The sequence below is a fragment of the Bradyrhizobium sp. CCGUVB1N3 genome (assembly GCF_024199925.1).
In the GTDB taxonomy this organism is placed as follows: domain Bacteria; phylum Pseudomonadota; class Alphaproteobacteria; order Rhizobiales; family Xanthobacteraceae; genus Bradyrhizobium.
The window spans coordinates 9,747,130-9,768,896 of record NZ_JANADR010000001.1; the positions used below are offsets into that span (position 1 = coordinate 9,747,130).

The following is a 21,767-nucleotide window of genomic DNA, read 5'->3' on the forward strand; positions in this document are numbered from 1 at the left end:
CCATGCCGCAGGCGCGTTTTTTGCCCTCAAGGGCGGGTCTTTGCGTCGTTAACGTTAAATTAACGATGGGCTTTAACCCGTTCGCGCGGCTGCTATGGTCGCCGCGGTCGCAAGCTTCGCCGTTTTCCAGGTTTCGGCGAGGCCTGTACACAGGGCGTCAAACAGTTTGGTCACGGGCCGCGGGGAGGGGTGGGGATACTCCTTTTTCCTCCAAGTCCCGGAAGGCCGACACGGACAGGGAGGGCTTTCCCAGGGCCCTCCCTTTTCCTTTTGTGCACTTGCACGGGGTGGGCAAAGGCGACTATCTCCACGCCTGTCGCTCTGTTCGCGCTTTGAAAGCCAAAAATCCCTTGGACGCCCCGCCAAATTCTCCGCCGGATGAGCCGGCCGCACTTCAGGACGCGCGGCACGAGCCGGTTTTGACGCTGCCGGGGGCGCTGACGGCCTACATCGCGCTGCTGGCGGTGATCCATCTGCGGGTGCTGCTGCCGCCGGAACTCGAGAACTGGACCATCGACATCTTCGGCTTCATCCCGAAGCGCTATGATTCCTCGCTGCTCAATCTCGCGATCCCCGGCGGCAGCGGTGCGAAGGTATGGACCTTCGTCACCTATTCGCTGCTCCACGCCAATCTCACCCATCTCGGCTTCAACGTGCTGTGGCTGTTGCCGTTCGGCAGCGCGCTGGCGCGGCGCTTCGGGCCGGTGCGCTTCTACCTGTTCCTGGCGGTGACGGCGGCGGCGGGCGCGCTTGCCCATCTCCTCACCCATGAGCATGCGGTGGCGCCGATGATCGGGGCGTCGGCGTCGGTATCCGGCGCCATGGCGGCCGCGATCCGCTTTGCCTTCGTGCGTGGCAGTTTCCTGTCCTTCAGCCGCAGCGATGCCGACACGGCGGCAAAGGTGCCGGCGCTGCCGCTGTCGCGGGCGCTGCGCGACGGGCGGGTGATGGGCTTTCTAGCGGTGTGGTTCGGCGTCAACATCATCTTCGGCATCGGGGCCATCGGGGTCGACACCGAGGGCGCAACCGTCGCCTGGCAGGCGCATATCGGCGGCTTCTTCGCGGGGCTTCTGCTGTTCTCGCTGTTCGACCCCGTGCCGCGCGCGCGCCCCGATGCTGCAGATGCGTCATCACAGGACATTTCAGACCGCATTTGAAGCGGCGCTTGCGAGATGGAGCGATTTCATCCATCATCTCATGCGAAGAATGTCGTGATGCGACAAGCCGGTAGCGGCCCTGCTTCGCGCGGTGCCTGAGAATGAAACCGGCACTGAGACTGTTAGTTGAAGACTCGCGAACAAGTCCGGCCCGAAGCTTAGAGGGCTGGGTTGGATTCAGGGAGGCGGCAATGACGGTACGTTCTATCCTCAACACCAAGGGCCACCAAATCATGAGCGTCGAGCCCGACGCGAAGATGTCGGCCGCAATCAAGCTGCTGGGCGAGAAGAAGATCGGCGCGGTGCTGGTGATGAATCAGAGCCGGCTGGAAGGCATCCTGTCGGAACGCGACATCGTGCGCGTGCTCGGCGAGCGGGGTGCAGGGCTGCTGGAGGAGCCGGTCTCGAGCGTCATGACCCGCAAGGTCGTGACCTGCAAGGAGACCGACACGGTCGCCGAGATCATGGAGATGATGACCACAGGAAAGTTCCGGCATCTGCCGGTCCTCGACAATGGCAAAGTGGTTGGCCTGATCTCGATCGGCGACATCGTCAAATGGCGTGTGCGCGAATACGAGACCGAGCAGGAAGCCCTGCGCGACTACATCAAGACGGCATGAGCTCTATTCGCTGACTTTCTCGCCGGGCTTGTCGCCCGTCTTGGGCGCGGTGTCTTCCAGCGCCGGCGCCAGCACGTGGATCGCCTCCTGGATGGACTCGATCGCGCGCTCGGCGGCGCGGACGCCGAAGGCGATCAGATCGTCAGCGCGATGGAAGTCGAACCAGCCGATCTGGCCGACCCGCGGCGTGATCAGCATGTCCGGCGGATCGCCCGCAAGCCGCGCGCGGGTGATGCGGTCCTGCATGATGTTGAAGGCATCCACCATCACCGAGGAGATGCCGGGCCGTCCGACACTGCCGAAGAACTCGCGCTTCACCGTGCGCTCGGGCGAGAAAAACCTCGGAAAGCGCCGCTTGGCTGTGTCCTTGGCGCCGTCCTTGGCCGCGGCGTCCTCGGTTGCCGCCGGCGCGACCGGAGCGGCCATCGTGCCGTGTGAATAAATGGTCGTGGAATGGGTGAAGATGTCGCTGGAAAGATTTGCAGCGATGACGATTTCCGCGCCCAGCGCCCGCGCCGCCGAGACCGGCACCGGATTCACCAGCGCGCCGTCGACCAGCCAGCGGTCGCCGATCAGCACGGGCGAGAAGATGCCCGGCAGTGCATAGGAGGCGCGCATCGCCTCGACCATGCGCCCGCGCGTCAGCCAGATCTCGTGGCCGGTACGGACCTCGGTGGCGACCGTGGCGAACTTGATCGGCAATTCCTCGATCAGGGTCTGGCCGATCGCCGCTTCCAGCCGGGTTGCGAGCTTCTCGCCGCCGATCAGGCCGGAGCCATTGAGGCGGATGTCGAGATAGGAGAGGATATTGCGCACGCCCTGGAAGCTGCGGGCCCATTCCTCCAGCGTGTCGAGATGACCGGCGGCATAGGCGCCGCCGACCACCGCGCCGATCGAGGTGCCGACCACGACGTTCGGCACGATGCCGTTGGCCAGCAGCGTTTTCAGAATACCGATATGGGCGAAGCCACGCGCCGCACCGCCGCCGAGCGCAAGGCCGATAACCGGCCGGCGAATGCTGCCGAGCCCCACCTTTTCGCCGTTCGCACCGTTGGAGCCGTTCGCGCCGCGACCCTTCAACATATCCAGCACCGAAGATCTCCTACGACCCGACTGACGCAGACCAGACTAGGCACCGCGATCCTGTCCCGCCAGAAACACAGCGAAGCATGGTTTATGCCGCTTTGGGGAGGGCACTGGGCAGGAGTATGGCGATGGCCGGTTGCTGCAAGACTAATCATTTGAGGTTCCACCTGTTCCAGAAACAGGTGTTTCCCGGGGTTCCGGTGGCTTGAATTTGCCGCGTTTTCGGTGAAAAGCAGGTGGCATGATTTTCGGGGGTGACGGCATCAGACGATGGCGGCGCAGCGGATGGCTGCTGCCGGCTGTTTTGCTTGCCTGCGTCCTTGGCGAGGGCACCGCTCACGCGCAATTGTTCTCCGACCGCCCGCCGCCGGTGCCACCGGCCGCCGTGCCTGATCCCGGCGCGGCCGTCAGCCTCGCGCCGCCCTCGGGCCCCGGAGCGGCGCCGCCGAGCCTGCCGCCGACGCTGACGCAGCCTGCATCTCCGACCATTCCGCCCTCGGTCGCGACCGTTCCGCCGGCCGCGCCCATGGGGGCGGCCGCGCCCGGCCAAGCCGTGCTGTCGCTGACCGCGAAATACGGCAAGGATCTGCCGCCGATCACCAGCGGGCTGGTGTGGCGGGTGTTTGCCGACCGCCCCGACGAGAACGGCACGTTCAAGCTGATCAAAGAGGACCGCAACGCCACGCCCAACATCGTGCTGCAGCCCGGCAATTACGTTGTGCACGTGGCCTTCGGCCTCGTCAGCGCGGTGCGCACGGTGAGCCTGAAGGCCGAGACCGACCGCGAGGCCTTCGTGCTGCCGGCCGGGGGCCTGCGCATCGAGGGCCGCGTCGGCACCAGCCGCATTCCGCAGAACCAGATCTCGTTCGCGATCTACAAGGGCAGCCAATTCGAAGGCGGCGAGCGCTCCTCGCTGGTGCCGAACGTCGCCGCCGGCGACGTCGTGCTGCTGCCGGAGGGCACCTACTACATCATCTCCAACTATGGCGATGCCAACTCGGTGGTGCGCTCCGACATTCGCGTGCAGGCGGGCAAGCTCACCGACGTGACCATCACCCACCGCGCAGCCGTGATTACTCTGAAGCTCGTCAGCGACAAGGGCGGCGAGGCGCTCGCCAACACCGCCTGGTCGGTGCTCACCCCCGGCGGCGACGTGATCAAGGAATCGATCGGCGCCTTCCCGCGCGTCGTGCTCTCCGAAGGCGAATACCGCGCCATCGCCAAGAACGAGGGCAAGGTCTTTGAGCGCGGCTTCAACGTCGTCAACGGCGTCGACGGCGAAGTCGAAGTCGTCGCACGCTGACGCATCCAGCCTGAACCAGACGGCGATGCCTTCTCACCTCGCCCCGCTTACGGCAGGGCAATCGCATATGCAAAAGAACCGGGTGAGCGGTTCCTTTGCGGCCCATCCTTCGAGACGCCCGCCGCTGGCGGGCTCCTCAGGATGAGGTCCAGTTTCGCGGCAAAATCTTAGACCCTCATGGTGAGGAGCGCCGCTTGCGGCGCGTCTCGAACCATGGGGCCGAGCACGTTCACCAACCCAAATGCGATTGCCCTGCCGCGAAGGGCGCGGCGAGGGAGCTGATCTCGGCCGCGGTCGCAGCTCAATCTCATTTCCTATAGCGTAGCGCCTCGACCAGCACGGCGAAGGCAGGGGTTGGCTGCCGCCTGCTCGGATAATACAGATGGTAGCCCGCAAACGGCGGGCACCAGTCGGCGAGCACGCGGATCAGCCGGCCGTCGGCGATCTCCCGCTTCACCAGATCCTCCGGGAGATAGGCAAGACCAAGCCCCGCCAGCACGGCATTCATCCTGAGCGTGCCGGTGTTGAACACCAACTGCCCGTCGACGCGCACCTTCATCGCGCGGCCGCGTTTCTCGAACTCCCAGGCATAGATCCCGCCATAGGTCGGCAGGCGGATGTTGATGCAGCCGTGCTCGGTCAGATCCTGCGGCTGCTTCGGCCTGGGACGGTCCGTGAAATAGGCGGGCGCGCCGACCACGGCCATGCGCATGTCGGGCGCGATGCGCACCGCGATCATGTCCCTGGCGACCTGTTCGCCGAGGCGCACACCGGCATCGTAGCGCTCGGCAACGATGTCGGTCAGACCGTAATCGACGGCGAGCTCGACCTTGATGTCGGGATAGCGCGGCAGGAGCCTTGCGAGCGCAGGCCACAGCACGGTATGCGCCGCGTGCTCGCCCGTGGTGATGCGGATGGTGCCCGCGGGCTTTTCGCGCAGCTCCGTGAGCGCGGACAATTCCGCGTCGATCTCGTCGAACCGCGGCCCGACGGTGCGCAGCAGGCGCTCGCCGGCCTCGGTTGGCGCGACGCTCCGCGTTGTGCGGGTCAGAAGCCGCAAGCCGAGCCGCTCCTCGAGGGCGCGCACGGTGTGGCTCAGCGCGGATTGCGACACGCCGAGCTGGGCTGCGGCGCGGGTGAAGCTGCGCTCGCGCGCGACTGCGAGAAAGGCGATGAGATCGTTGACGTTGGCCCGGGCCATTCATGAATCCAGATCATCAGTACATGCCTATTTTATCACCTAATCGCTGGCCGCGGCGCGCTCTAAATTTGCGTCCGACGTCACAAGCCGGAGAAAATGCAATGCAAACGCGCAAACTGGGAAACAGCGGTCTCGAAGTCTCGGCCCTCGGCTTCGGCTGCATGGGGTTGAGCTATGGCTATGGCCCCGCGACGGACAAGAGCCAGGCGATCGCGCTGATCAGGACGGCCTTCGAGCGCGGCGTGACGTTCTTCGATACGGCAGAGGCCTACGGTCCCTTCGTCAACGAGGAGCTGGTGGGCGAGGCGGTGGCGCCGTTCCGCGACAAGATCGTGATCGCGACCAAGTTCGGCTTCAGGGACGGCAAGGTCGAGGCCGGTCTCGACTCGAGGCCCGCCAACATCCGCGCATTCACCGATGCCGCATTGAAGCGGCTGAAGACGGATCGCATCGATTTGCTCTATCAGCACCGCGTCGATCCGGAGGTCGCGGTCGAGGAGGTCGCCGGAGCCGTGAAGGATCTCATCGCTGCCGGCAAGGTCGCCCATTTCGGCATGTCGGAGGCAGGCGCGCAGACCATCCGTCGTGCCCATGCGGTGCAGAAGGTCACCGCGCTGCAGAGCGAATATTCGCTGTGGTGGCGCGAGCCGGAAAAGGAGATCCTGCCGACACTGGAGGAACTCGGCATCGGCTTCGTCCCGTTCAGCCCTCTCGGCAAAGGGTTCCTGACCGGTGCAATCACTGAAAGCACCACGTTTGATCAGAACGACTTCCGCAACATCGTACCGCGCTTCTCATCCAGCGCACGAAAGGCCAACCAGGCTCTCGTCGACCTGCTCGGCGCGATCGCGAAAGCGAAGGGTGTGACGCCGGCGCAGATCGCGCTCGCCTGGCTGCTGGCGCAAAGGCCCTGGATCGTACCGATTCCCGGCACCACGAAGCTCCATCGTCTCGAGGAAAACATCGGTGCTGCCGCCGTCGCGCTGACGGATGCCGATCGCCGTGCCATCGCCGACATTCTCGCCAGCGTCACCGTCGAGGGCGATCGCTATCCGGCGCATCTGCAGGCGCGAGTCGGCCGCTGAGGTTCGCCACGGGATTGACCGGTGAGTCTCTGCTCACCGGTCGACCCGCCTTGTGTTCCGATTTGAATCGCGTGCGAAAGCGCTACCAAACCGTGTTCAAGCGCAAGGCCTGGGGAAACACCGCACCTGCGATACAATTCCGATAATCAATTTTGTTCTCTTTCGCTCCTGCTGCGTTATACCTCTGGCATCCGTCCAAGGGGGCCGGATGCGCGGGTCGTCCGTCTTCGCCTCGCGTGGCCGGCAACGAGCAGGGGGCGCAGCCCGTCGGCATGTTCGAAGTGGTCCTTACGAGACGCAAGCGATTTGGCTGGCGGTGGCAGGTTTGCGACCAGTCGGGCAAGCTGTTTGCCGACGGCTTCGAGCGCACCCGACCGGCGGCCAAGTATCAGGGCGAACGCGCGCTGTTTTTCCTCCTGTCCCAGGCCTATCTCAACAACCGGTCGGCGGCCTCGAGCGAGGACTAGCGGCGCGCCCGCGCCCATACGACGCGCGGCGAGCGGCTGGCGGGCTGACGCGTCATTCTACTTTGCATGGGGTTGATTTCGATAAATAAGAAACCACGTGTGCCGTCGGGCAAATCACTCCTGGGACTTTGCCCGTCCGGATGACGTTGGGGTCAGCATTGGTGCCTGACGATGGTCGTGAACTCCTGTTGACGCGACTTCCTTTGTCCCACCGTCACACTCTCTAATGCGCCCTAACCATCGCCTGACTTAAAACTGTCATAATCGCGCTTTGGGCGCCGCACGCAAAAACCTTTTACACGCCATTAAGTGCGTCTGCCTTGGATGCGCGGCAGAGTGCGTGGGGAATGCAATGAGTGCCGCGAAGACAATGCCGGGCAAACCGGCCACCGACATGTTTGACGACATCCCGGTGCTTCAGCGCAAATGGCACGCTGCGTTGCGGCCGGGCGAACGGTTGCCGCGCTACGAGGACGTGATGCTCGGCAGCCTCGGACGGCTCGCCGACCACATCGCGCTGCTGCGGAACGACGGTGCGCTCAAATTGTCGCGCAGTGGACGCTACGTGCAGACTTGGCTCGGCGACGAGCGCTGGGACGTTCCGGTGGCAGCCCTTGCGCCCGATTGCGCCACCGCGCTTGCGGAAGTCGCGGCGAACGCGCTGCGGAACGGCCGCCCGCATCATGCGCGCGCGCACTGCGTGCGCGACGGCATGGTCAGGACCTACGACGTGCTGGCGCTGCCGACGGCCTCGCGCTGGGGCGCCATGCTGATCGGGACTTACGTCAACGAGCGCGGCGGACAATATAATCTCCTCGATGCGATCTTCTCGGCCACCGACGACGCGGTGGTGTCGCTGGCCGCGCTGCGCGATGCCGATGCGAGGCCCTTTGACTTCCAGATTGTGCATCACAACAGAAGCGCGGAGGTGCTCCTGAAGGTCGCGAGCGGAAGCTTGTTGTGGCGCCGGCTCGGGGAGGGCGACACGCTGCTGGCGTCACCGGACGTCGTGGAGATTCTGTATTCAGCCATCTCGGGCGGCCGCAGCGAGCAGCGCGAGATAGAGCACGATGGACGCCATCTCCGGCTCTGCGCCACCGCCTTTGCCGATGTCGTGTCGCTCACGATCTCCGATGTCACCGCGCTGAAGCAGCGCGACGCATCCTTCCGGCTGCTGTTCGACAGCAACCCGATGCCGATGTGGGTGTTCGACGCCGAGACGAAACGCTTCCTGGGCGTCAATGACGCCGCGGTCCAGCACTATGGTTACAGCCGGGATGTCTTCCTGCGCATGAGCCTGCCGGAAATCTGGCCGCAGGACGAATGGGACAGCCACGCCGAGGCGCTGGAGCGTCTCGGTGATGCCTATCACTCCTCACGCAACTGGCGGCACCTGCGCGCCGACGGCAGCGAGATCGAGGTCCTGACCTTCGGCCGCCGCGTCACGTTCGAAGGCCGCGACGGCTATCTGGTCGCGGTGGTCGACATCACCGAACGGCGCAAGGCCGAGGCGCGCATCGCCTACATGGCCCATCATGATGGGCTTACCAATCTGGCGAACCGGGAGCATTTCCAGGAGCGCCTGAAGCAGGCGCTCGACCAGGCCGGGGGCAAAAGGGTCGGCGTGCTCTGCGTCGATCTCGACCTGTTCAAGACCGTCAACGATTCCTTCGGCCATCCCGTGGGCGACCGCCTGCTGAAGCAGGTCGCGGAGCGCCTGGCAATCGCGATCCGCGGCGCCAACCTTGCCGCTCGCCTCGGCGGCGACGAGTTTGCCGTGATCCTTGCTGCCGACGTCTCGCCGAACGAGGCCAGCGCCTGTGCGAGCCTGCTGATCGAGATGCTGAGCGCGCCCTACGACATCGACGGCCTGGAGCTCGTCATCGGCGCCAGCATCGGCATTGCGCTGTCGCCCGGCGACGGCGTGACGTCGGAGGAATTGATGCGCAATGCCGACATGGCGCTCTACCGGGCCAAGTCCGACGGCGGCGGCATGCACCATTTCTTCGAAAGAGAGATGGATCTGCAAGCGCAGCGGCGCCGCGACATGGAGCTCGACCTGCGGCGTGCGTTTGCCAATGGCGAATTCGAGCTGCACTACCAGCCGCTGGTCTCGATCGCCTCCGACCGCATCTCGGGGTTCGAATCCCTGTTGCGCTGGCGTCATCCGGACAAGGGCATGATCTCGCCGGCCGAGTTCATCCCGGTAGCCGAGGACATCGGCCTGATCACGCAGCTCGGGGAGTGGGTGTTGCGCGAAGCGTGCAGCGAGGCTGTGAAATGGCCGCGCGACATCAAGGTCGCGGTCAACCTGTCGCCGGCGCAATTCCGCAGCCGCAACCTGGTCCAGGTCGTGATCTCGGCGCTGGCACAATCGGGCCTGGCGCCGAAGCGGCTCGAGCTCGAGATCACCGAGTCGATCTTCCTGGCCGAGACCGACGCCAACCTCGCCACCCTGCACCAGTTGCGCGAGCTCGGTGTCGGCATCTCCATGGACGATTTCGGCACCGGCTATTCCAGCCTCAGCTATCTGCGTAGCTTCCCCTTCGACAAGATCAAGATCGATCGTTCCTTCGTGAAGGATCTCGCGGAGCGCCCTGACTGCGTCGCGATCGTGCGCGCGATCTCGGGACTCGGCCGCAGCCTCAACATCACGACGACCGCGGAAGGCGTCGAGACCGAGGACCAGCTCGACTGGCTGCGCGCGGAAGGCTGCAACGAGGTTCAGGGATTCCTGTTCAGCGCCGCGCGCCCGGCGGGCGAGATCGAGCAGTTGCTGACGACGTTCGGACAGCGCGCCTCACGGGCGGCGTAGCCCGGGAGGGTAGGCATCGTAGACGAGCGCCTTGAAGGCTGGCGTGATGCGGCCGCGCTCGTTCTGGGTCTGCTGCATCATGACGTAGATCATGTCGAGCTTGGGATCGACGCCGAAATAGGTGCCGCTGCCCGAATCCCACTTCAATTCGCCGATCGAGCCCGGTGGCGGCGGTTTGGCATTGCCGGGATCGGTGCGCACCGCAAGGCCGTAGCCGTAGCCGAAGCCGTCGCCCGGGAAATAGAAATAGTCGCGATCGACGCCCGAGCCCGGCCCGATGTGGTCCGTCGTCATGTTCTTGAAGGCGGCGGGGCTGAGATAGCGCTTGCCGTCGAGCTCGCCGCCATTGAGCAGCATCTGCGCAAAGCGGCCGTAGTCGGTGATGGTCGAGAGCAGGCCGCCGCCGCCGGATTCCCATTCGGGATGGGCGAGGCGGTCGCGTTCGGCGTCGAGCAGGATCTTGTCGCTTGGCAGCGGCCGAGCCATCCGCTTGAACTCGTCGGGCGTCGTCAGCACGAATTTGGTGCTGGTCATGCCGAGCGGATCGAGCACGTTCTGCTTGAGGAACTGGTAGAGCGTCTGCCCCGAAATGACCTCGATGACGCGGCCGAGCACGTCGGTGGAATGACCGTAGCGCCAGAGCGTGCCGGGCTGGCGCGCCAGCGGCAGTTTCGCAATGCGATCGGCGAACTCCGTATTGTCGAAACCGCCTTCGAAAATGTTCGCGGCCATATAGGCCTCTTCGATCAGCTCGCCGCCGATATATCCGTAAGTGATCCCGGAGGTGTGCCGCATGAGGTCCTGAACGGTGACCGGCCGGATCGGGGTCACCGTTTTGAGGACATGCAATCGCTCGGCGGCCGCCGTGTCGAGCCCAACTTTCACGTCGGCGAAGGACGAGATGTATTTGGAGACGGGATCGGACAGGGACAGCCTGCCGGTATCGATCAGCATCATGGCCGCGAGGCTCGTGACCGGCTTGGTCATGGAGTGGATGGCGAAGATCGTGTCCGGCGTCATGGGCAGGCCGGTCCGCACGTCGCGCACGCCAATGGTCTTCAGAAAGAGCGGCTTGCCGTGTTGCTGAACCAGTATGACCGCACCCGGAAGCCGGCCAGTCGTGACCTCGTTGTCGAAGAACGCCGTGATGCGCTCGAGCTGATCGGGCGAGGGCACGGGTATGTCGTTCGCGCGGCTGCGCACGGCGGTGCCGGCGAGCAGCGCTGCGCCGGCGAGGAATGTTCGTCGCGTGGTGATCATGGCGAGAGCCCGCGCAGCATCAGGCGGCAGCGGTAAGGCTCGCTTCGGTATCCTGCCCGGCCGACGCAACGGGATCAAAGCCGGAAGATCAGCGGTCCGTCAACTCTGAGAAGTCGACTAGAACCGCGTCACGATCTCCGAGAGTGCCGGGCGCGGGCGGTCTTCGCTCGGCTTGGTCGGCCTGCCGATGTGCACGAGGCCGGCGAGCTTCTCGTCCGGCTTCAGCCCGAGCCCTTCCAGCACGTCGCGGTCGAAGGCGAACCAGCCGGTCAGCCAGCACGCGCCATAGCCGAGCGCAGTCGCGGCCGTGACGATGTTCATGGCGCTGGCGCCGGCCGACAATTCCTGCTCCCAGGCCGGCACCTTCGGGTGCGGCTTGGTGAAGCTGACGATCCCGATGACGAGCGGCGCGTCGGTGAGCCGCTTCCTTTCGATCTCGATGTCGGTCGCCGGCGCGCCCGGATTCTTGCGCGCGAACACGCGCGCGATCACTTCGCCGGCGCGCATCCGGGCCTCGCCTTCGAAGACGATGAAGCGCCAGGGCGCGAGCTTGCCATGATCCGGCACCCGCGCGCCGATGGTGAGGATCGTCTCGAGCTCGGACGGCGAGGGGCCGGGCCCCGCCATCTCGCGCGGCTTGACGGAGCGGCGGGTCTTCAGGAGGTCGATGGCGTCGGGCACAGGCGTCTCTTTCATGGGGCCAATTTTGGCCATGGCATTAGCATGCGATCCTGCCGGCCACGAGACCGTAGACCCCTCATCTAGACAGATTGTGATCTGCGCCCGTTGCAGTTCACCAGGCGTAGCGCACCGCGCCCTTGCCGGCATAGGAGTGCGTGACGGCGGAGAACTCGCCTTCGAATGTCGCCGCGGCCGACCAGCCGTTGGCCCACCTCATTTCGACCGAGGTCGTGGTGAGCGCGGAATCGCGCGCCTGCGCGGCCCCGCTGACCGCGAAGCTCGCGCCCGGCAGCACCAGGAAGCTGGCAGACGCCGAGCGATCGGGGTTGAAGTCATGCGCCCAGGCGAGGCGGCCGCGCAGGGTGAGGATGCCATCCCCCACGGCGAAGGACTTGTCGGTGCGCAGGCCAAGCTCGCTGCGGCTGTCAGCCACGCGTTTGCCGGCGTAGCTCAGTGCGAAGGTCGATGCACCGGAGACGACCTGTTCGGCGTAGGCCGGCTGATCGAAGACGGTCGCCTGAGCCGCTGCATAGGGCGTGAGGCCGATACCGCCGCTCACGGGTGCGACAAATCGATAGCCGCCTTCGACCCGACCTGCCCAGGCATTGGCCTTGAAGTTGGCGCGCAGGCGATCGACGCCGGAGATTGTCACGGTACGATCGGTGGTGATGTCCTGCCATCCGTAGGCGAGCGCGGCGGTGATGAAGGCAGGCCCCTCGACATGGCGCAGATAGATGCCCGCCTGAAACAGATCGGAGCGGCCGGACCCGAGACCATTCACGTTGAAGCTGGTGGCGCCGCCCGCGAGCGCAAAGCCGGCCACCGTGGCTGGCGAAAGCCGATAGTCGGCGCCGGCGGCGGTAGCGTAGGCACGGCTCGTCGCATCGTTCGACCCGACGGCCGTGCTTCCAGTGGTGGTTTGGGAACCGCCAACGCCGGCCGCCCAAACGCCCCAGCGCTGTTCAAAATTGCGGGGCGGGGCATCGGAGAACATCGCGAACGCGTCACTCCGCTTGGCGGCAGGACGGACGCTTGCACTGTCCTGCTCCGCAAAGCTGGTTACGCCGCTCGTTCCTCGTGTCCCTGCAATCGGCTGCAGGGCGGGATCGGTCAGCAGGCCCAGGAACCGGCCCATTGCGTCGAAGGTGGTTTGCTGCGGGGCGCTCGCGAGCTCGCCCGAGGCTTGAGTGAGTCCTGCCGGCGTCAGCGCGCCATAGACCAGCGGAATGCCGCCGTTCGCATTGAAGAAATTGGTCAGTGCGTTGCCGACGGCCTGCTGGTTGCCGTTCAGTCCACCCGGAACGGCGAAGGTCAGGATGAGATTGAGATAGGCGTCGTTAGCATCGTAGCTCAAACTGGTGTGAAAGTTGGCCGGCAGGTTGGTGTTCACCAGCGAGCCGAACGTGCCCGAGATGCCGCCGCTCGCGGTCAGAATGGTATAGCTCTTGCTGACATAGCTGCCATTGGCGAACACCGCGCTCACGGTCGCGCCGCCGAGTGTCGCGGTGCCGGTGACGGTTGCGAAGGACGCGGCCGACGGATCGAGCTGCACGAGATAGATCGCGCCGGATTGCATCGCGAGATTGCCGTCGATCGTCATCGACGATCCCGCCGTGCCGTTGCCCGGAGCCAGCACGCCGCCGGCATTGATCGTCACGGTCAAGGGATCGACGAGGCCCGTGCCGGTCAACGTGGCGCCGGCGTTCACCGTTACGGAGGAGGTGCCGGTGATCGCGCCTTCGACGTCGAGCACGCCGGCATCGACGATGGTCGCGCCGGTGTAGGAACTCGTTCCCGTCAGCACCAGCGTGCCGGTGCCGATCTTGGTGAGCCCGCCGGTGCCGTCGATGGCGCCTGAAAGCGTCATGCTGTAGCCGTTGGTGTCGAAGGTGCCGCCGCCCGTATTGAGCGTGATGGTTCGGCTGGTGGTGAAATCCGCCAAAACCTGCAACGTACCGCCACCGAAAGCGAGGCCACCGGACGCCGCGCCGAGGCTGGCGTCGGAGCCAACTGCGAGCGTGCCCTGATTGATGCTCCAGGGCGTTACCGCCGTCGTCGTGCCGGTCAGCGTCCAGGTGCTGCTGCCAGTTTTCACGAACGTCGAAAAACCCTGATACTGCGCCGTCGAGCCGATGCTGGAGACGTCGAACGTGCTGTCGGTCGAGCCGCCGAGTCGGAACGTATCGGTGCCGGTGCCGACGACGTTGCCGTTGATAACCGAACCGGCCCAAAGCTCCAAGACGTTGCTACCGCCGGTGAAGGTGATCGCGTTGGCGTCGACCGGCGCGCCGAGGTTCACCCCGGCCGAGATCGTGCCGCTGTTGATGATCGTGAGATTGGCGCCCACGACGCCGTCGCCGGCCGAGCCAGCCTCCCCGTCACTCTTCACGCCATTGAGTACGCTGGAGGAGCCGGCACCGAGCGCGCCGGACGTGCCGCCGGTGATGGTGCCCGAATTGATCAGCGTGCCGCCGCCGGCGAAATAGACGGCGGTGCCGCCATTGCCGCCGTCGCCGCCGGCCGAGCTCTGGGTGCTGGAGGTCGCGTTTCCGCCGCTGCCCCCGTTGCCGCCCGTGATCGTCCCGGAATTGGTGAGGATGCTGGCGCCGGTCAGGAAGACGCCGTATCCGCCGTCACCTCCGTTGCCGCCAAAGCCGTTGCCTGTGGTATTGGCGCCGCCGCTTCCGCCATTGCCGCCGCCGATGGTGCCGTTGTTGGAGTAGGTGAGGCCGCTGCCATCGATCACCACGCCATAGCCGCCGGCGCCACCGCCGCCCCCGCTCGCGGTGCCCGTGCTCGAACCGCCGCGCCCGCCCACGCCGCCCGTGATCGTTGCGGAATTGGTGGTATCCGTGGTCACGACGTCGCCATGCGCGCCGCCGCCACCTCCGCCGCCGCTGTTGCCACTGCTGCCATTGCCGCCGGTGCCCCCGCTAAGCCCCGCACTGATGCCACCATTGCCGCCGACCGCGCCGCCGGAGCCTGCGCCGCCGCCGCCCCCGGTCGCGCCGGCGCCGCCACCGCCACCGCCGCGGGTGACGGCTGCCGCGTTGCCGCCGTCGCCGCCCTGGCTGGTCGCCGAGCTCGTGCCGCCGTTCGAGAAGGAGGAGGACCCGGAACCGCCTGCGCCGCCTTCGGTCGCCTGCGCGAAGGCGGGGCCCACCGCGGCAAGCGACAGCGCCGCCGCAAGCCAGAACGGCCGGGCGAGCACCTGCGATTGTTTCAACAGTCCGCGGCGATCGGACGCATCAGCGAGCAGCACCTCATCCCCTTTGCACAAATTCGCGCGCACCGCCGGCTAAACGGCGCGCGCTTGCGTTCAGGTACCCACGCGACGGTGCGGCGAGAACTGCGACTTTTTGGGTGGATTGTGCTGACAGCGACCATGTGAGGCTTGTGTGCAACATGATGACCGTGCCAACGGATGTTGCACACGCGCATGGTCCAGTCTCCGCAATGTCCGCTTCGCAGCTAACTCCGTCGCCCGATGCTGTCGCCGCGCTGCGCCGCCATCCCGGTTTTTCGCGGGCGATGCGGTCGTCGGCGGAGGGGGCCGTGGCGATCTACCGGACCAACAGGCTCCTCAACCTGCTCCTCAGTGACCGCGCGCGTGCGCTGTTCACCCACGTCGCGCTCTATCTGCATTTCCGGGGAACGGATTCAGGCCAGCCCGGCCTGACCGTCGGCGCCATGAAGGACCTCTGTACCGAGCTCGGGCTGTGCAGCCGTGGCCGCTGCGAGGCGTTGCTCGCGTTGATGCGCGCTGCCGGGTTGCTGACGGCTGCGCCCAATCCCGATCGCCGAAAGCGTTTGCTGGCACCGACGGAAAAGCTGCTCGCCCTGCATCAGGCGCGCTGGGCGCGGCAATTCGAGGCGATGTGCAGCCTCTTCCCCGGAGCCGCGGACTATCTTGCCGCCGTGAACGATCCCGTCTTCACGAAGGCCTTCGCCATTGCGCTCGGCCGCCGTTTCGTCGCGGGCCTTCGTGTCCTCGACAATGCTCCCGACCTCGAGCCGTTTGCGGAGCGCAAAGCCGGCGTCGTCATCCTGTTCAGCCTGGCGCTGTCGGGCGTCGAGGGCGACGCATTTCCTCCGGCAAGGCCGGTGCAGCTTTCAATCAACGCGCTGGCGAGAAATTTTTCGGTCTCCCGCAAGCACGTCTTGTCGCTGCTGCGGGACGCTGAGGACAAGCACCTGCTCATGCGCAGCGGAGCCGTGAGCAACGAGGTCACGCTACTGCCTCATGGCCGCGATGCGCTTGAAAAGATGCTCGCGACCATGTTCCTGTATCTGGCGCAATGCGCGGACGAGGCGCTCGGCGCTTATACTGGGAGCGCCGAGCCGTCTGTGCGGACTGCAACAGCCGGTTAGGCCGCCGAAGCTGCGCGCATCCGCTGGACGTCCGGCGGGGTTGCTTCGTCGAGAAGCGCGGCAATCGCCTCCGCCGTCGGCATCACCTTCTGCCCGTCGCTGCCGAGGCGGCGGACGGAGACCGAATGCGTCTCGGCCTCCTTCTTGCCGACCACGAGCAATGCGGGGATCTTGGCCAGCGAGTGCTCGCGGACCTTGTAGTTGATCTTCTCGTTGCGCAGGTCGATCTCGACCCGAAGCCCGGCGCGCCGCGCCAGCTCCACCACTTGCTTGGCGTATTCGTCGGCTTCCGAGGTGATGGTCGTAACCACCACCTGCACAGGCGAGAGCCAGAGCGGGAAGTTGCCGGCATAGTGCTCGATCAGGATGCCGATGTAGCGCTCCATCGAACCGCAGATCGCGCGGTGCACCATCACCGGCGGTTTCTTGCCACCGTCATGGTCGATATAGAACGCGCCAAACCGCTCCGGCAGGTTGAAGTCGACCTGCGTGGTGCCGCACTGCCAGTCGCGGCCGATGGCATCGCGCAGCACGTATTCGAACTTCGGCCCGTAGAACGCGCCTTCGCCCGGATTGATCTCGGTCTTGATGTGATTGTTCTGCGACTGGATCTCGCGCAGCACCGTCGCCATCACGCGCTCGGCATGATCCCACATCGCGTCGGTGCCGACGCGCTTGTCGGGGCGGGTCGACAGCTTCACGGTGAGGTCGCCGGTGAAGCCGAAATCGGCATAGGTCGACAGGATCAGGTCATTGATCTTGAGGCACTCGTCGGCGAGCTGCTCCTCGGTACAGAAGATATGCGCATCGTCCTGGGTGAAGCCGCGCACGCGCATCAGGCCGTGCATGGCGCCAGACGGCTCGTAGCGATGCACCACGCCGAACTCGGCGAGCCGCATGGGCAGGTCGCGATAGCTCTTCAGGCCGTGCTTGAAGATCTGCACGTGGCCGGGGCAGTTCATAGGCTTCAGCGCGAACCAGCGCTTGTCTTCGGCCTCGTCGCCGGCGGACTGCGCCGCGAACATGTTCTCGCGGTACCAGCCCCAATGGCCGGAGGTCTCCCACAGCACCTTGTCGAGGATCTGCGGGGCGTTGACCTCGCTGTAGTCGCCGGTCAGTCGTCGCCGCATATAGGCGATGAGCTGCTGGAAGATGGTCCAGCCCTTGGGGTGCCAGAACACCACGCCCGGACCTTCCTCCTGGAAGTGGAAGAGGTCGAGCTCGCGCCCGAGCTTGCGATGGTCGCGCTTCTCGGCTTCCTCGATCTGCTTGAGGTAAGCGTCGAGGTCCTCCTGCTTGGCGAAGGCGGTGCCGTAGATGCGGGTCAGCATCGGGTTGTTGGAATCGCCGCGCCAATAGGCGCCGGCCACCTTCATCAACTTGAAGGCGTTGCCGATCTTGCCGGTCGAGGTCATGTGCGGGCCGCGGCACAAATCGAACCAGTCGCCCTGGAAATAGATCTTGATCGGCTCACTGCCGGGAATGGTGTCGACCAGCTCGACCTTGAAGGCCTCGCCCTTGTCGCGGAACACCTGCTTGGTCTTCTCGCGATCCCAGACCTCCTTGGTGAACGGTTTGTCGCGCGCGATGATCTCGCGCATCTTCTTCTCGATCGCGGCAAAATCTTCCGGGGTGAACGGCTCATTGCGGAAGAAGTCGTAATAGAAGCCATTCTCGATCACCGGGCCGATGGTGACCTGCGTGCCCGGCCACAGCGATTGCACGGCTTCCGCCAGCACATGCGCGGCGTCATGCCGGATCAATTCCAGCGCGCGGGGATCGTCGCGGCCCACGAACTCGATCTTGGCATCGGATTCGATGGGATCGTTGAGATCGGCGAGCGCGCCGTCGAGCGCCATCGCCACCGTGCGCTTGGCGAGCGAGGGCGAGATGCCCTTGGCTATGTCGAGGCCGGTGATGCCCTGGTCGAATTGGCGATGGGCGCCGTCGGGGAAGGTGAGGGTAACCTTGGCGGCCGGGGTCACGGGCTTCAAATTGCTGAGGCTGTACTGGAAGCCGGACTCGGACTTGTGGTCGTCGGACATGCTATTTCTCCTGAAGCTCACTCCTGCGAACGAGCGCAGGTAAGCGGGAACGAGCGGTATATCAGGCGATTCGGCCTGCGCAATCGGGCAAAACGAGGAAACTGCCTGCGAACATCCCATTTCGAAGCCCGACGCCAGACGCGATCTTGACGTTGCATACGTCCACAGGTTGTTGTTTCATGGGGCTTATCGGGGACGGACTGCGGTTTTGGGGTTGGTTGCTTCGTGACGTTCGTTGGATCGACTTGCCTCAGGGACGGCGCCGGCATTGTCCTCGTCACATTTCTGACATTGGTCGGCGGGCCGACGTCCGGTCTTGCCTGGGCCGCGGGCCGCGTCTCGCAGACCCCTCTGACGCCGCAGCTGAGTCAGCCGTTGCCGGGACGCACCGTTCCACAAGTGTCGCCAAAGACGCCGCCGAGTTCGCAACGGCCGATCGCGTTCTATGTCGTCAAGGGAAGGCCCGATGCCTGCGGCCGCGGTTGCGACCGCTGGATCGCTGCAGAAGGCACGATCGATGCCGGAGCCGCACCGCGGTTTCGCAAATTCTTGCAGAAGGTCCCCGATCGCGGCCTGCCGATCTATTTCTCCTCGCCCGGCGGCAATCTGGATCAGGCCGTGGCGATGGGCGCAATGCTCCGCGGGCGGTCCGCAGTGGCGCGCGTTGGGCGCACGGTGGCGGAGGAGTGTGGCTTCGAGGCCCAGGACAGTGACGTCTGTCTGAAGGTGAAGGCCTCGGGGCGCGAGTTGCATGGCGACCTCTCCACGCGCGGGGCAGTCTGCGCCTCGGCTTGTCCTTATGTGATGCTGGGAGCCGCGATACGGGAGATTGCGCCGGATGCCGTGCTCGGGGTGCACTCGCCGAAGGTCGTGACGCATTTCCGGGTCGAGGCGCCGACACTGGAGATGCGCGCGGCAGCCACCAGGCGCGGCCTCGATCGGGCCGAGCAGTTGCTGACGAACTACATCACAAAAATGGGCATCGACCTCGGCCTGCTCAGGCTTGCCGACACCGTGAGATATGAGGACATGCACATGCTCACGCGCGAAGAGATCGTGCGGTTCGGCATCGACCGGCGCGAGCACGTGGAAACGCCGTGGCTGTTCGAATTCGGCACGCGCAGCATGGTGCAGAAGATCGTTGCCGAGCGGAATGACACCGACAGATCCTTTCGCCTGATTGCCTGGCGCCTGACATGCTTCGACCTCGATCGTTTCGCGCTCGAGTTCCGGCGTCCCGCGGCGTCCGCCGCCAGCCCCGCCTCGGTTCGCGTGGCGCTGGGAAGCGCGAATTCGTTGGCCCTCATCTCGAGTCCCGTCAAGCTGCAGGGATTTGAGTTCTGGGGCGCGCAATTCAGGAAGGCCACGCTGCTTTCGCTGTCGGATGCGCCACACTTCGATTTCACGGAGGCCGGGCAGGGACCGGACGGAGTCGGACCTTCCCGCACCAGCCGGATATCGAACGAAGGACTAACGGCTGCGCTCGATCGGCTGCTCGCCACCTGCGCACCGGCGAAGGTGAACACGGCCCGCGCGCGCGGCGACACCGTCGATCCGGCGAAATAGATATGGTCGGCCCTTCCGCGCCGTGCCGATACTGCCTACATGCAGCTGCATGAAATCCGATCCCGTCGCCCACCGCTTCGCGCCAAGCGCCCTGATGCTTGGAAACGTCATCACCGGCTGTTCGGTGCTGGCGCCGGCCGGAATGCTCCCGGAATTGTCGTCGGGGCTCGACATCAGCATCCGCACCGCGGGCCTTCTGATCACCTTCGGTGCCATCACGCTCTGCATCGGCTCGCCGCTGACGGCGTGGCTGACCAGCCGGATCGAGCGGCGCATGCTGCTCACCGCAACGCTCGCGCTGCTTGCCGTCGGCAATATCGGCTCGGCCCTCGCGCCCGACTATACGAGCCTGCTGGCCATTCGCCTGGTGATGCTCGCGATCGGCGCGCTCTATACGCCGCAGGCCGCAGGCACTGCGGCGATCATCGTGCCGGTCGAAAAGCGTGGCAGCACGATTGCCTATGTGTTTTTGGGATGGTCGATTGCCGCGGCCGTCGGGCTGCCGCTGATCACCTTCATCGCCAGCCGCTACGGTTGGCGGGCATCCTACGGCGCGATTGGCGGGCTCGGCTGCCTCAGCTTCCTCCTGTTGCTATGGCGCTTGCCGGCGGGGTTGAAGGGTACGCCCGTCGATTTGAAGACCTGGGGCGAAGTCGGGCGCAATCGCACCATCGTGCTGCTGCTTGCGATCACCATGCTGCAGATGTCCGGGCAGTTCGTGATCTTCACCTTCATGGGGCCGCTCCTGAACAAGCTGACGGATGCCAGTCCCGACGCGATCGGTCTGGTCTTCGGCGTCTACGGTGTCTGCGGCTTCCTCGGTCTCCTCATTGCAACGCGTATCGTCGACACCTGGGGGCCCTACAGGACTTCGGTTCTGTTCACGAGCCTGTTGCTCGGGGGCGTCGCCGGATGGGCGCTTGGCGCCGGCAATTTTGCACTGATGATGCTCTCGGTCGCGATCTGGGGGGTGGGATTTGCCTCAACCAACTCGATGCAGCAGGTGCGCCTGGTCGCGGCGGCGCCGTCGCTGGCGCCGGCCACCGTCGCGCTCAATACGTCAGTGCTCTATGTCGGGCAGGCCGTGGGCTCGGCAGCGGGTGGGGCCTTGTTCGCGCGCGATCTCTTGCACACCATCGGCTTCGTGGCGGCCGGCTTCGTCGTCCTCGCGCTTGCCGTCGTCGGGCTGACCCGGCCCCGGCAGGCCGTGGCGACGGTCGCAGCATAGTGCAAAGCCCATCACATCCGGCTTTTCCCCTCAGCGGGCGCTTGGCAAACCGCGCAGGAGGGCGCTAGAAGGCGAGGGTTGGGGACCAACGAGAGCTGACTGAGATGAGGATGATTCTGGCGCTTGTCGCGGTGCTGTACTCGGCCGCCGCTTTTGCGCAAACCGACACGCCGATGGTTGGCGACAAGCCGCTGGTGCAGGTCAAGCCCAAGGGGGCCAGCAAGGGCACCAAGGAGGCGGCGGCCAAGGGCAAATCCGAGACGGCTGCGCCCAAGGGCAAGCCGCAGTCCATCGCGGTCAGGCTGCAGGCCTGTCTCGACCTCGACGACGGCACCAAGGACCGGCTCAATTGCTACGACGGGGTGATCCCGCCGCAGCCGAAGCCGAAGCCCGCAAAGGCGAAGGGCGTTGCAGACTGCCGCTTCTTCAAGGAAGAGGACGAGCGCCTGGCCTGCTTCAACGGCTTTGCGGAAAGCATTCCGAAGCTGCCCAAGAATTGATTGCGGACTGATTGCCGCCCGATCACGAGAGCGTGCCGATCCGCAGCTAATCGCTGATTCGGGTCAGCACGGCTCGGAAGGCGACGCCGGGAAGCTGAAGCGCGCTGCCCTCGAACTCCGCCATCTCGCCGTCTTCCCGGCCGCTAAGCGTCAGCGTGACCCTGTCGGTTCCGAACAGGGGGCGGAAGGTCGGATCGTCGTTGTAGCGCTCGGTCGAGATCTTGACCTTGATGCTCTCGCCTTCGCCGGTGTAGGTGCCGACGAAGGCGAAAGCGGAATTGCCGCCGCGGAGCTTGCCGTTCGTCACATAGAGCACCCCGCACCCGGTGCCGTGCACGGTGTGAAAGTTCGCCTTGTAGAGTCCCTCGCGCAACTTCAGTTC

General features: G+C 65.4%; 17 protein-coding genes. 10 read left to right on the plus strand and 7 right to left on the minus strand.

Going from position 1 to position 21,767, the window contains the following annotated elements:
* The first annotated feature begins 350 nt into the window (after positions 1 to 350).
* Both NLM33_RS46030 and NLM33_RS46035 read left to right on the plus strand, forming a co-directional pair.
* A complete protein-coding gene (locus NLM33_RS46030; RefSeq protein WP_254105374.1) occupies positions 351 to 1,157 on the plus strand; it encodes a rhomboid family intramembrane serine protease in 807 nt (268 codons plus the stop codon).
* 191 nt (positions 1,158 to 1,348) lie between these two features.
* Positions 1,349 to 1,777 (plus strand): CBS domain-containing protein, encoded by a 429-nt coding sequence (locus tag NLM33_RS46035; RefSeq protein ID WP_254105378.1) that lies wholly within the window; start codon positions 1,349 to 1,351, stop codon positions 1,775 to 1,777.
* Positions 1,778 to 1,780: 3 nt separating this feature from the next.
* On the opposite strand, the gene NLM33_RS46040 is transcribed toward NLM33_RS46035, so the two are convergent.
* Complete coding sequence (locus NLM33_RS46040) at positions 1,781 to 2,869, minus strand: patatin-like phospholipase family protein (protein WP_254105381.1); 1,089 nt, start codon at positions 2,867 to 2,869, stop codon at positions 1,781 to 1,783.
* A gap of 235 nt (positions 2,870 to 3,104) precedes the next feature.
* On the opposite strand from NLM33_RS46040, the gene NLM33_RS46045 reads away from it, so the two are divergent.
* Positions 3,105 to 4,166 carry a hypothetical protein gene (locus NLM33_RS46045; protein ID WP_254105384.1) on the plus strand — a complete coding sequence of 354 codons (1,062 nt, stop codon included), beginning with the start codon at positions 3,105 to 3,107 and terminating at the stop codon, positions 4,164 to 4,166.
* A gap of 307 nt (positions 4,167 to 4,473) precedes the next feature.
* Here NLM33_RS46045 and NLM33_RS46050 read toward each other — a convergent pair whose 3' ends face one another.
* Positions 4,474 to 5,367, minus strand: coding sequence for a LysR family transcriptional regulator (locus tag NLM33_RS46050; RefSeq protein WP_254105386.1), 894 nt, complete (start codon positions 5,365 to 5,367; stop codon positions 4,474 to 4,476).
* A gap of 101 nt (positions 5,368 to 5,468) precedes the next feature.
* On the opposite strand from NLM33_RS46050, the gene NLM33_RS46055 reads away from it, so the two are divergent.
* From NLM33_RS46055 to NLM33_RS46065, 3 genes are all read left to right on the plus strand, one after another.
* Entirely contained in the window at positions 5,469 to 6,452 is a 984-nt protein-coding gene (locus tag NLM33_RS46055; protein ID WP_254105389.1) for an aldo/keto reductase, read from the plus strand.
* A gap of 272 nt (positions 6,453 to 6,724) precedes the next feature.
* Complete coding sequence (locus NLM33_RS46060; protein ID WP_027525651.1) at positions 6,725 to 6,919, plus strand: hypothetical protein; 195 nt, start codon at positions 6,725 to 6,727, stop codon at positions 6,917 to 6,919.
* A gap of 352 nt (positions 6,920 to 7,271) precedes the next feature.
* Positions 7,272 to 9,734, plus strand: a complete 2,463-nt coding sequence (locus tag NLM33_RS46065) for a bifunctional diguanylate cyclase/phosphodiesterase (RefSeq protein ID WP_254105392.1) — start codon at positions 7,272 to 7,274, stop codon at positions 9,732 to 9,734.
* On the opposite strand, the gene NLM33_RS46070 is transcribed toward NLM33_RS46065, so the two are convergent.
* The 3 genes from NLM33_RS46070 to NLM33_RS49435 form a co-directional block, all read right to left on the minus strand.
* On the minus strand, positions 9,720 to 10,994 hold the full coding sequence (locus tag NLM33_RS46070; RefSeq protein WP_254105395.1) for a serine hydrolase: 1,275 nt from the start codon (positions 10,992 to 10,994) through the stop codon (positions 9,720 to 9,722). The two genes, NLM33_RS46065 and NLM33_RS46070, sit on opposite strands and share 15 nt — an antisense overlap.
* Positions 10,995 to 11,111: 117 nt before the next feature.
* Complete coding sequence (locus NLM33_RS46075) at positions 11,112 to 11,675, minus strand: nitroreductase (RefSeq protein ID WP_254106181.1); 564 nt, start codon at positions 11,673 to 11,675, stop codon at positions 11,112 to 11,114.
* Between the two features lie 112 nt (positions 11,676 to 11,787).
* Positions 11,788 to 14,937, minus strand: coding sequence for an autotransporter domain-containing protein (locus NLM33_RS49435; RefSeq protein ID WP_256570598.1), 3,150 nt, complete (start codon positions 14,935 to 14,937; stop codon positions 11,788 to 11,790).
* Positions 14,938 to 15,131: 194 nt separating this feature from the next.
* Here NLM33_RS49435 and NLM33_RS46085 point away from each other — a divergent pair, with 194 nt between their 5' ends.
* On the plus strand, positions 15,132 to 16,046 hold the full coding sequence (locus tag NLM33_RS46085) for a hypothetical protein (protein WP_254105399.1): 915 nt from the start codon (positions 15,132 to 15,134) through the stop codon (positions 16,044 to 16,046).
* Here the strand turns inward: NLM33_RS46085 and thrS are convergent.
* A complete protein-coding gene (thrS, locus tag NLM33_RS46090; protein ID WP_254105402.1) occupies positions 16,043 to 18,091 on the minus strand; it encodes a threonine--tRNA ligase in 2,049 nt (682 codons plus the stop codon). The two genes, NLM33_RS46085 and thrS, sit on opposite strands and share 4 nt — an antisense overlap.
* A 225-nt stretch (positions 18,092 to 18,316) precedes the next feature.
* Between thrS and NLM33_RS46095 the strand changes: the two genes are divergently transcribed.
* The 3 genes from NLM33_RS46095 (at position 18,317) to NLM33_RS46105 (ending at position 21,385) form a co-directional block, all read left to right on the plus strand.
* Positions 18,317 to 19,657, plus strand: a complete 1,341-nt coding sequence (locus NLM33_RS46095) for a hypothetical protein (protein WP_254105406.1) — start codon at positions 18,317 to 18,319, stop codon at positions 19,655 to 19,657.
* A 49-nt stretch (positions 19,658 to 19,706) separates the two neighbouring features.
* A complete protein-coding gene (locus NLM33_RS46100) occupies positions 19,707 to 20,885 on the plus strand; it encodes an MFS transporter (protein WP_254105409.1) in 1,179 nt (392 codons plus the stop codon).
* A gap of 104 nt (positions 20,886 to 20,989) precedes the next feature.
* Positions 20,990 to 21,385, plus strand: a complete 396-nt coding sequence (locus tag NLM33_RS46105) for a hypothetical protein (protein ID WP_254105412.1) — start codon at positions 20,990 to 20,992, stop codon at positions 21,383 to 21,385.
* Positions 21,386 to 21,431: 46 nt separating this feature from the next.
* On the opposite strand, the gene NLM33_RS46110 is transcribed toward NLM33_RS46105, so the two are convergent.
* Complete coding sequence (locus NLM33_RS46110) at positions 21,432 to 21,758, minus strand: GrlR family regulatory protein (protein WP_254105415.1); 327 nt, start codon at positions 21,756 to 21,758, stop codon at positions 21,432 to 21,434.
* Between the last annotated feature and the right edge of the window lie 9 nt (positions 21,759 to 21,767).

What these genes read in the sequence shown, in the direction of transcription:
- NLM33_RS46045 (WP_254105384.1), top strand. Translation starts at nt 3,105, where the DNA reads ATGATTTTCGGGGGTGACGGCATCAGACGATGGCGGCGCAGCGGATGG.
- NLM33_RS46070 (WP_254105395.1), bottom strand. Translation starts at nt 10,994, where the DNA reads ATGATCACCACGCGACGAACATTCCTCGCCGGCGCAGCGCTGCTCGCC.
- NLM33_RS46060 (WP_027525651.1), top strand. Translation starts at nt 6,725, where the DNA reads ATGTTCGAAGTGGTCCTTACGAGACGCAAGCGATTTGGCTGGCGGTGG.
- NLM33_RS46065 (WP_254105392.1), top strand. Translation starts at nt 7,272, where the DNA reads ATGAGTGCCGCGAAGACAATGCCGGGCAAACCGGCCACCGACATGTTT.
- thrS (WP_254105402.1), bottom strand. Translation starts at nt 18,091, where the DNA reads ATGTCCGACGACCACAAGTCCGAGTCCGGCTTCCAGTACAGCCTCAGC.
- NLM33_RS46100 (WP_254105409.1), top strand. Translation starts at nt 19,707, where the DNA reads ATGAAATCCGATCCCGTCGCCCACCGCTTCGCGCCAAGCGCCCTGATG.
- NLM33_RS46035 (WP_254105378.1), top strand. Translation starts at nt 1,349, where the DNA reads ATGACGGTACGTTCTATCCTCAACACCAAGGGCCACCAAATCATGAGC.
- NLM33_RS46085 (WP_254105399.1), top strand. Translation starts at nt 15,132, where the DNA reads ATGTCCGCTTCGCAGCTAACTCCGTCGCCCGATGCTGTCGCCGCGCTG.
- NLM33_RS46055 (WP_254105389.1), top strand. Translation starts at nt 5,469, where the DNA reads ATGCAAACGCGCAAACTGGGAAACAGCGGTCTCGAAGTCTCGGCCCTC.
- NLM33_RS46105 (WP_254105412.1), top strand. Translation starts at nt 20,990, where the DNA reads ATGAGGATGATTCTGGCGCTTGTCGCGGTGCTGTACTCGGCCGCCGCT.
- NLM33_RS46050 (WP_254105386.1), bottom strand. Translation starts at nt 5,367, where the DNA reads ATGGCCCGGGCCAACGTCAACGATCTCATCGCCTTTCTCGCAGTCGCG.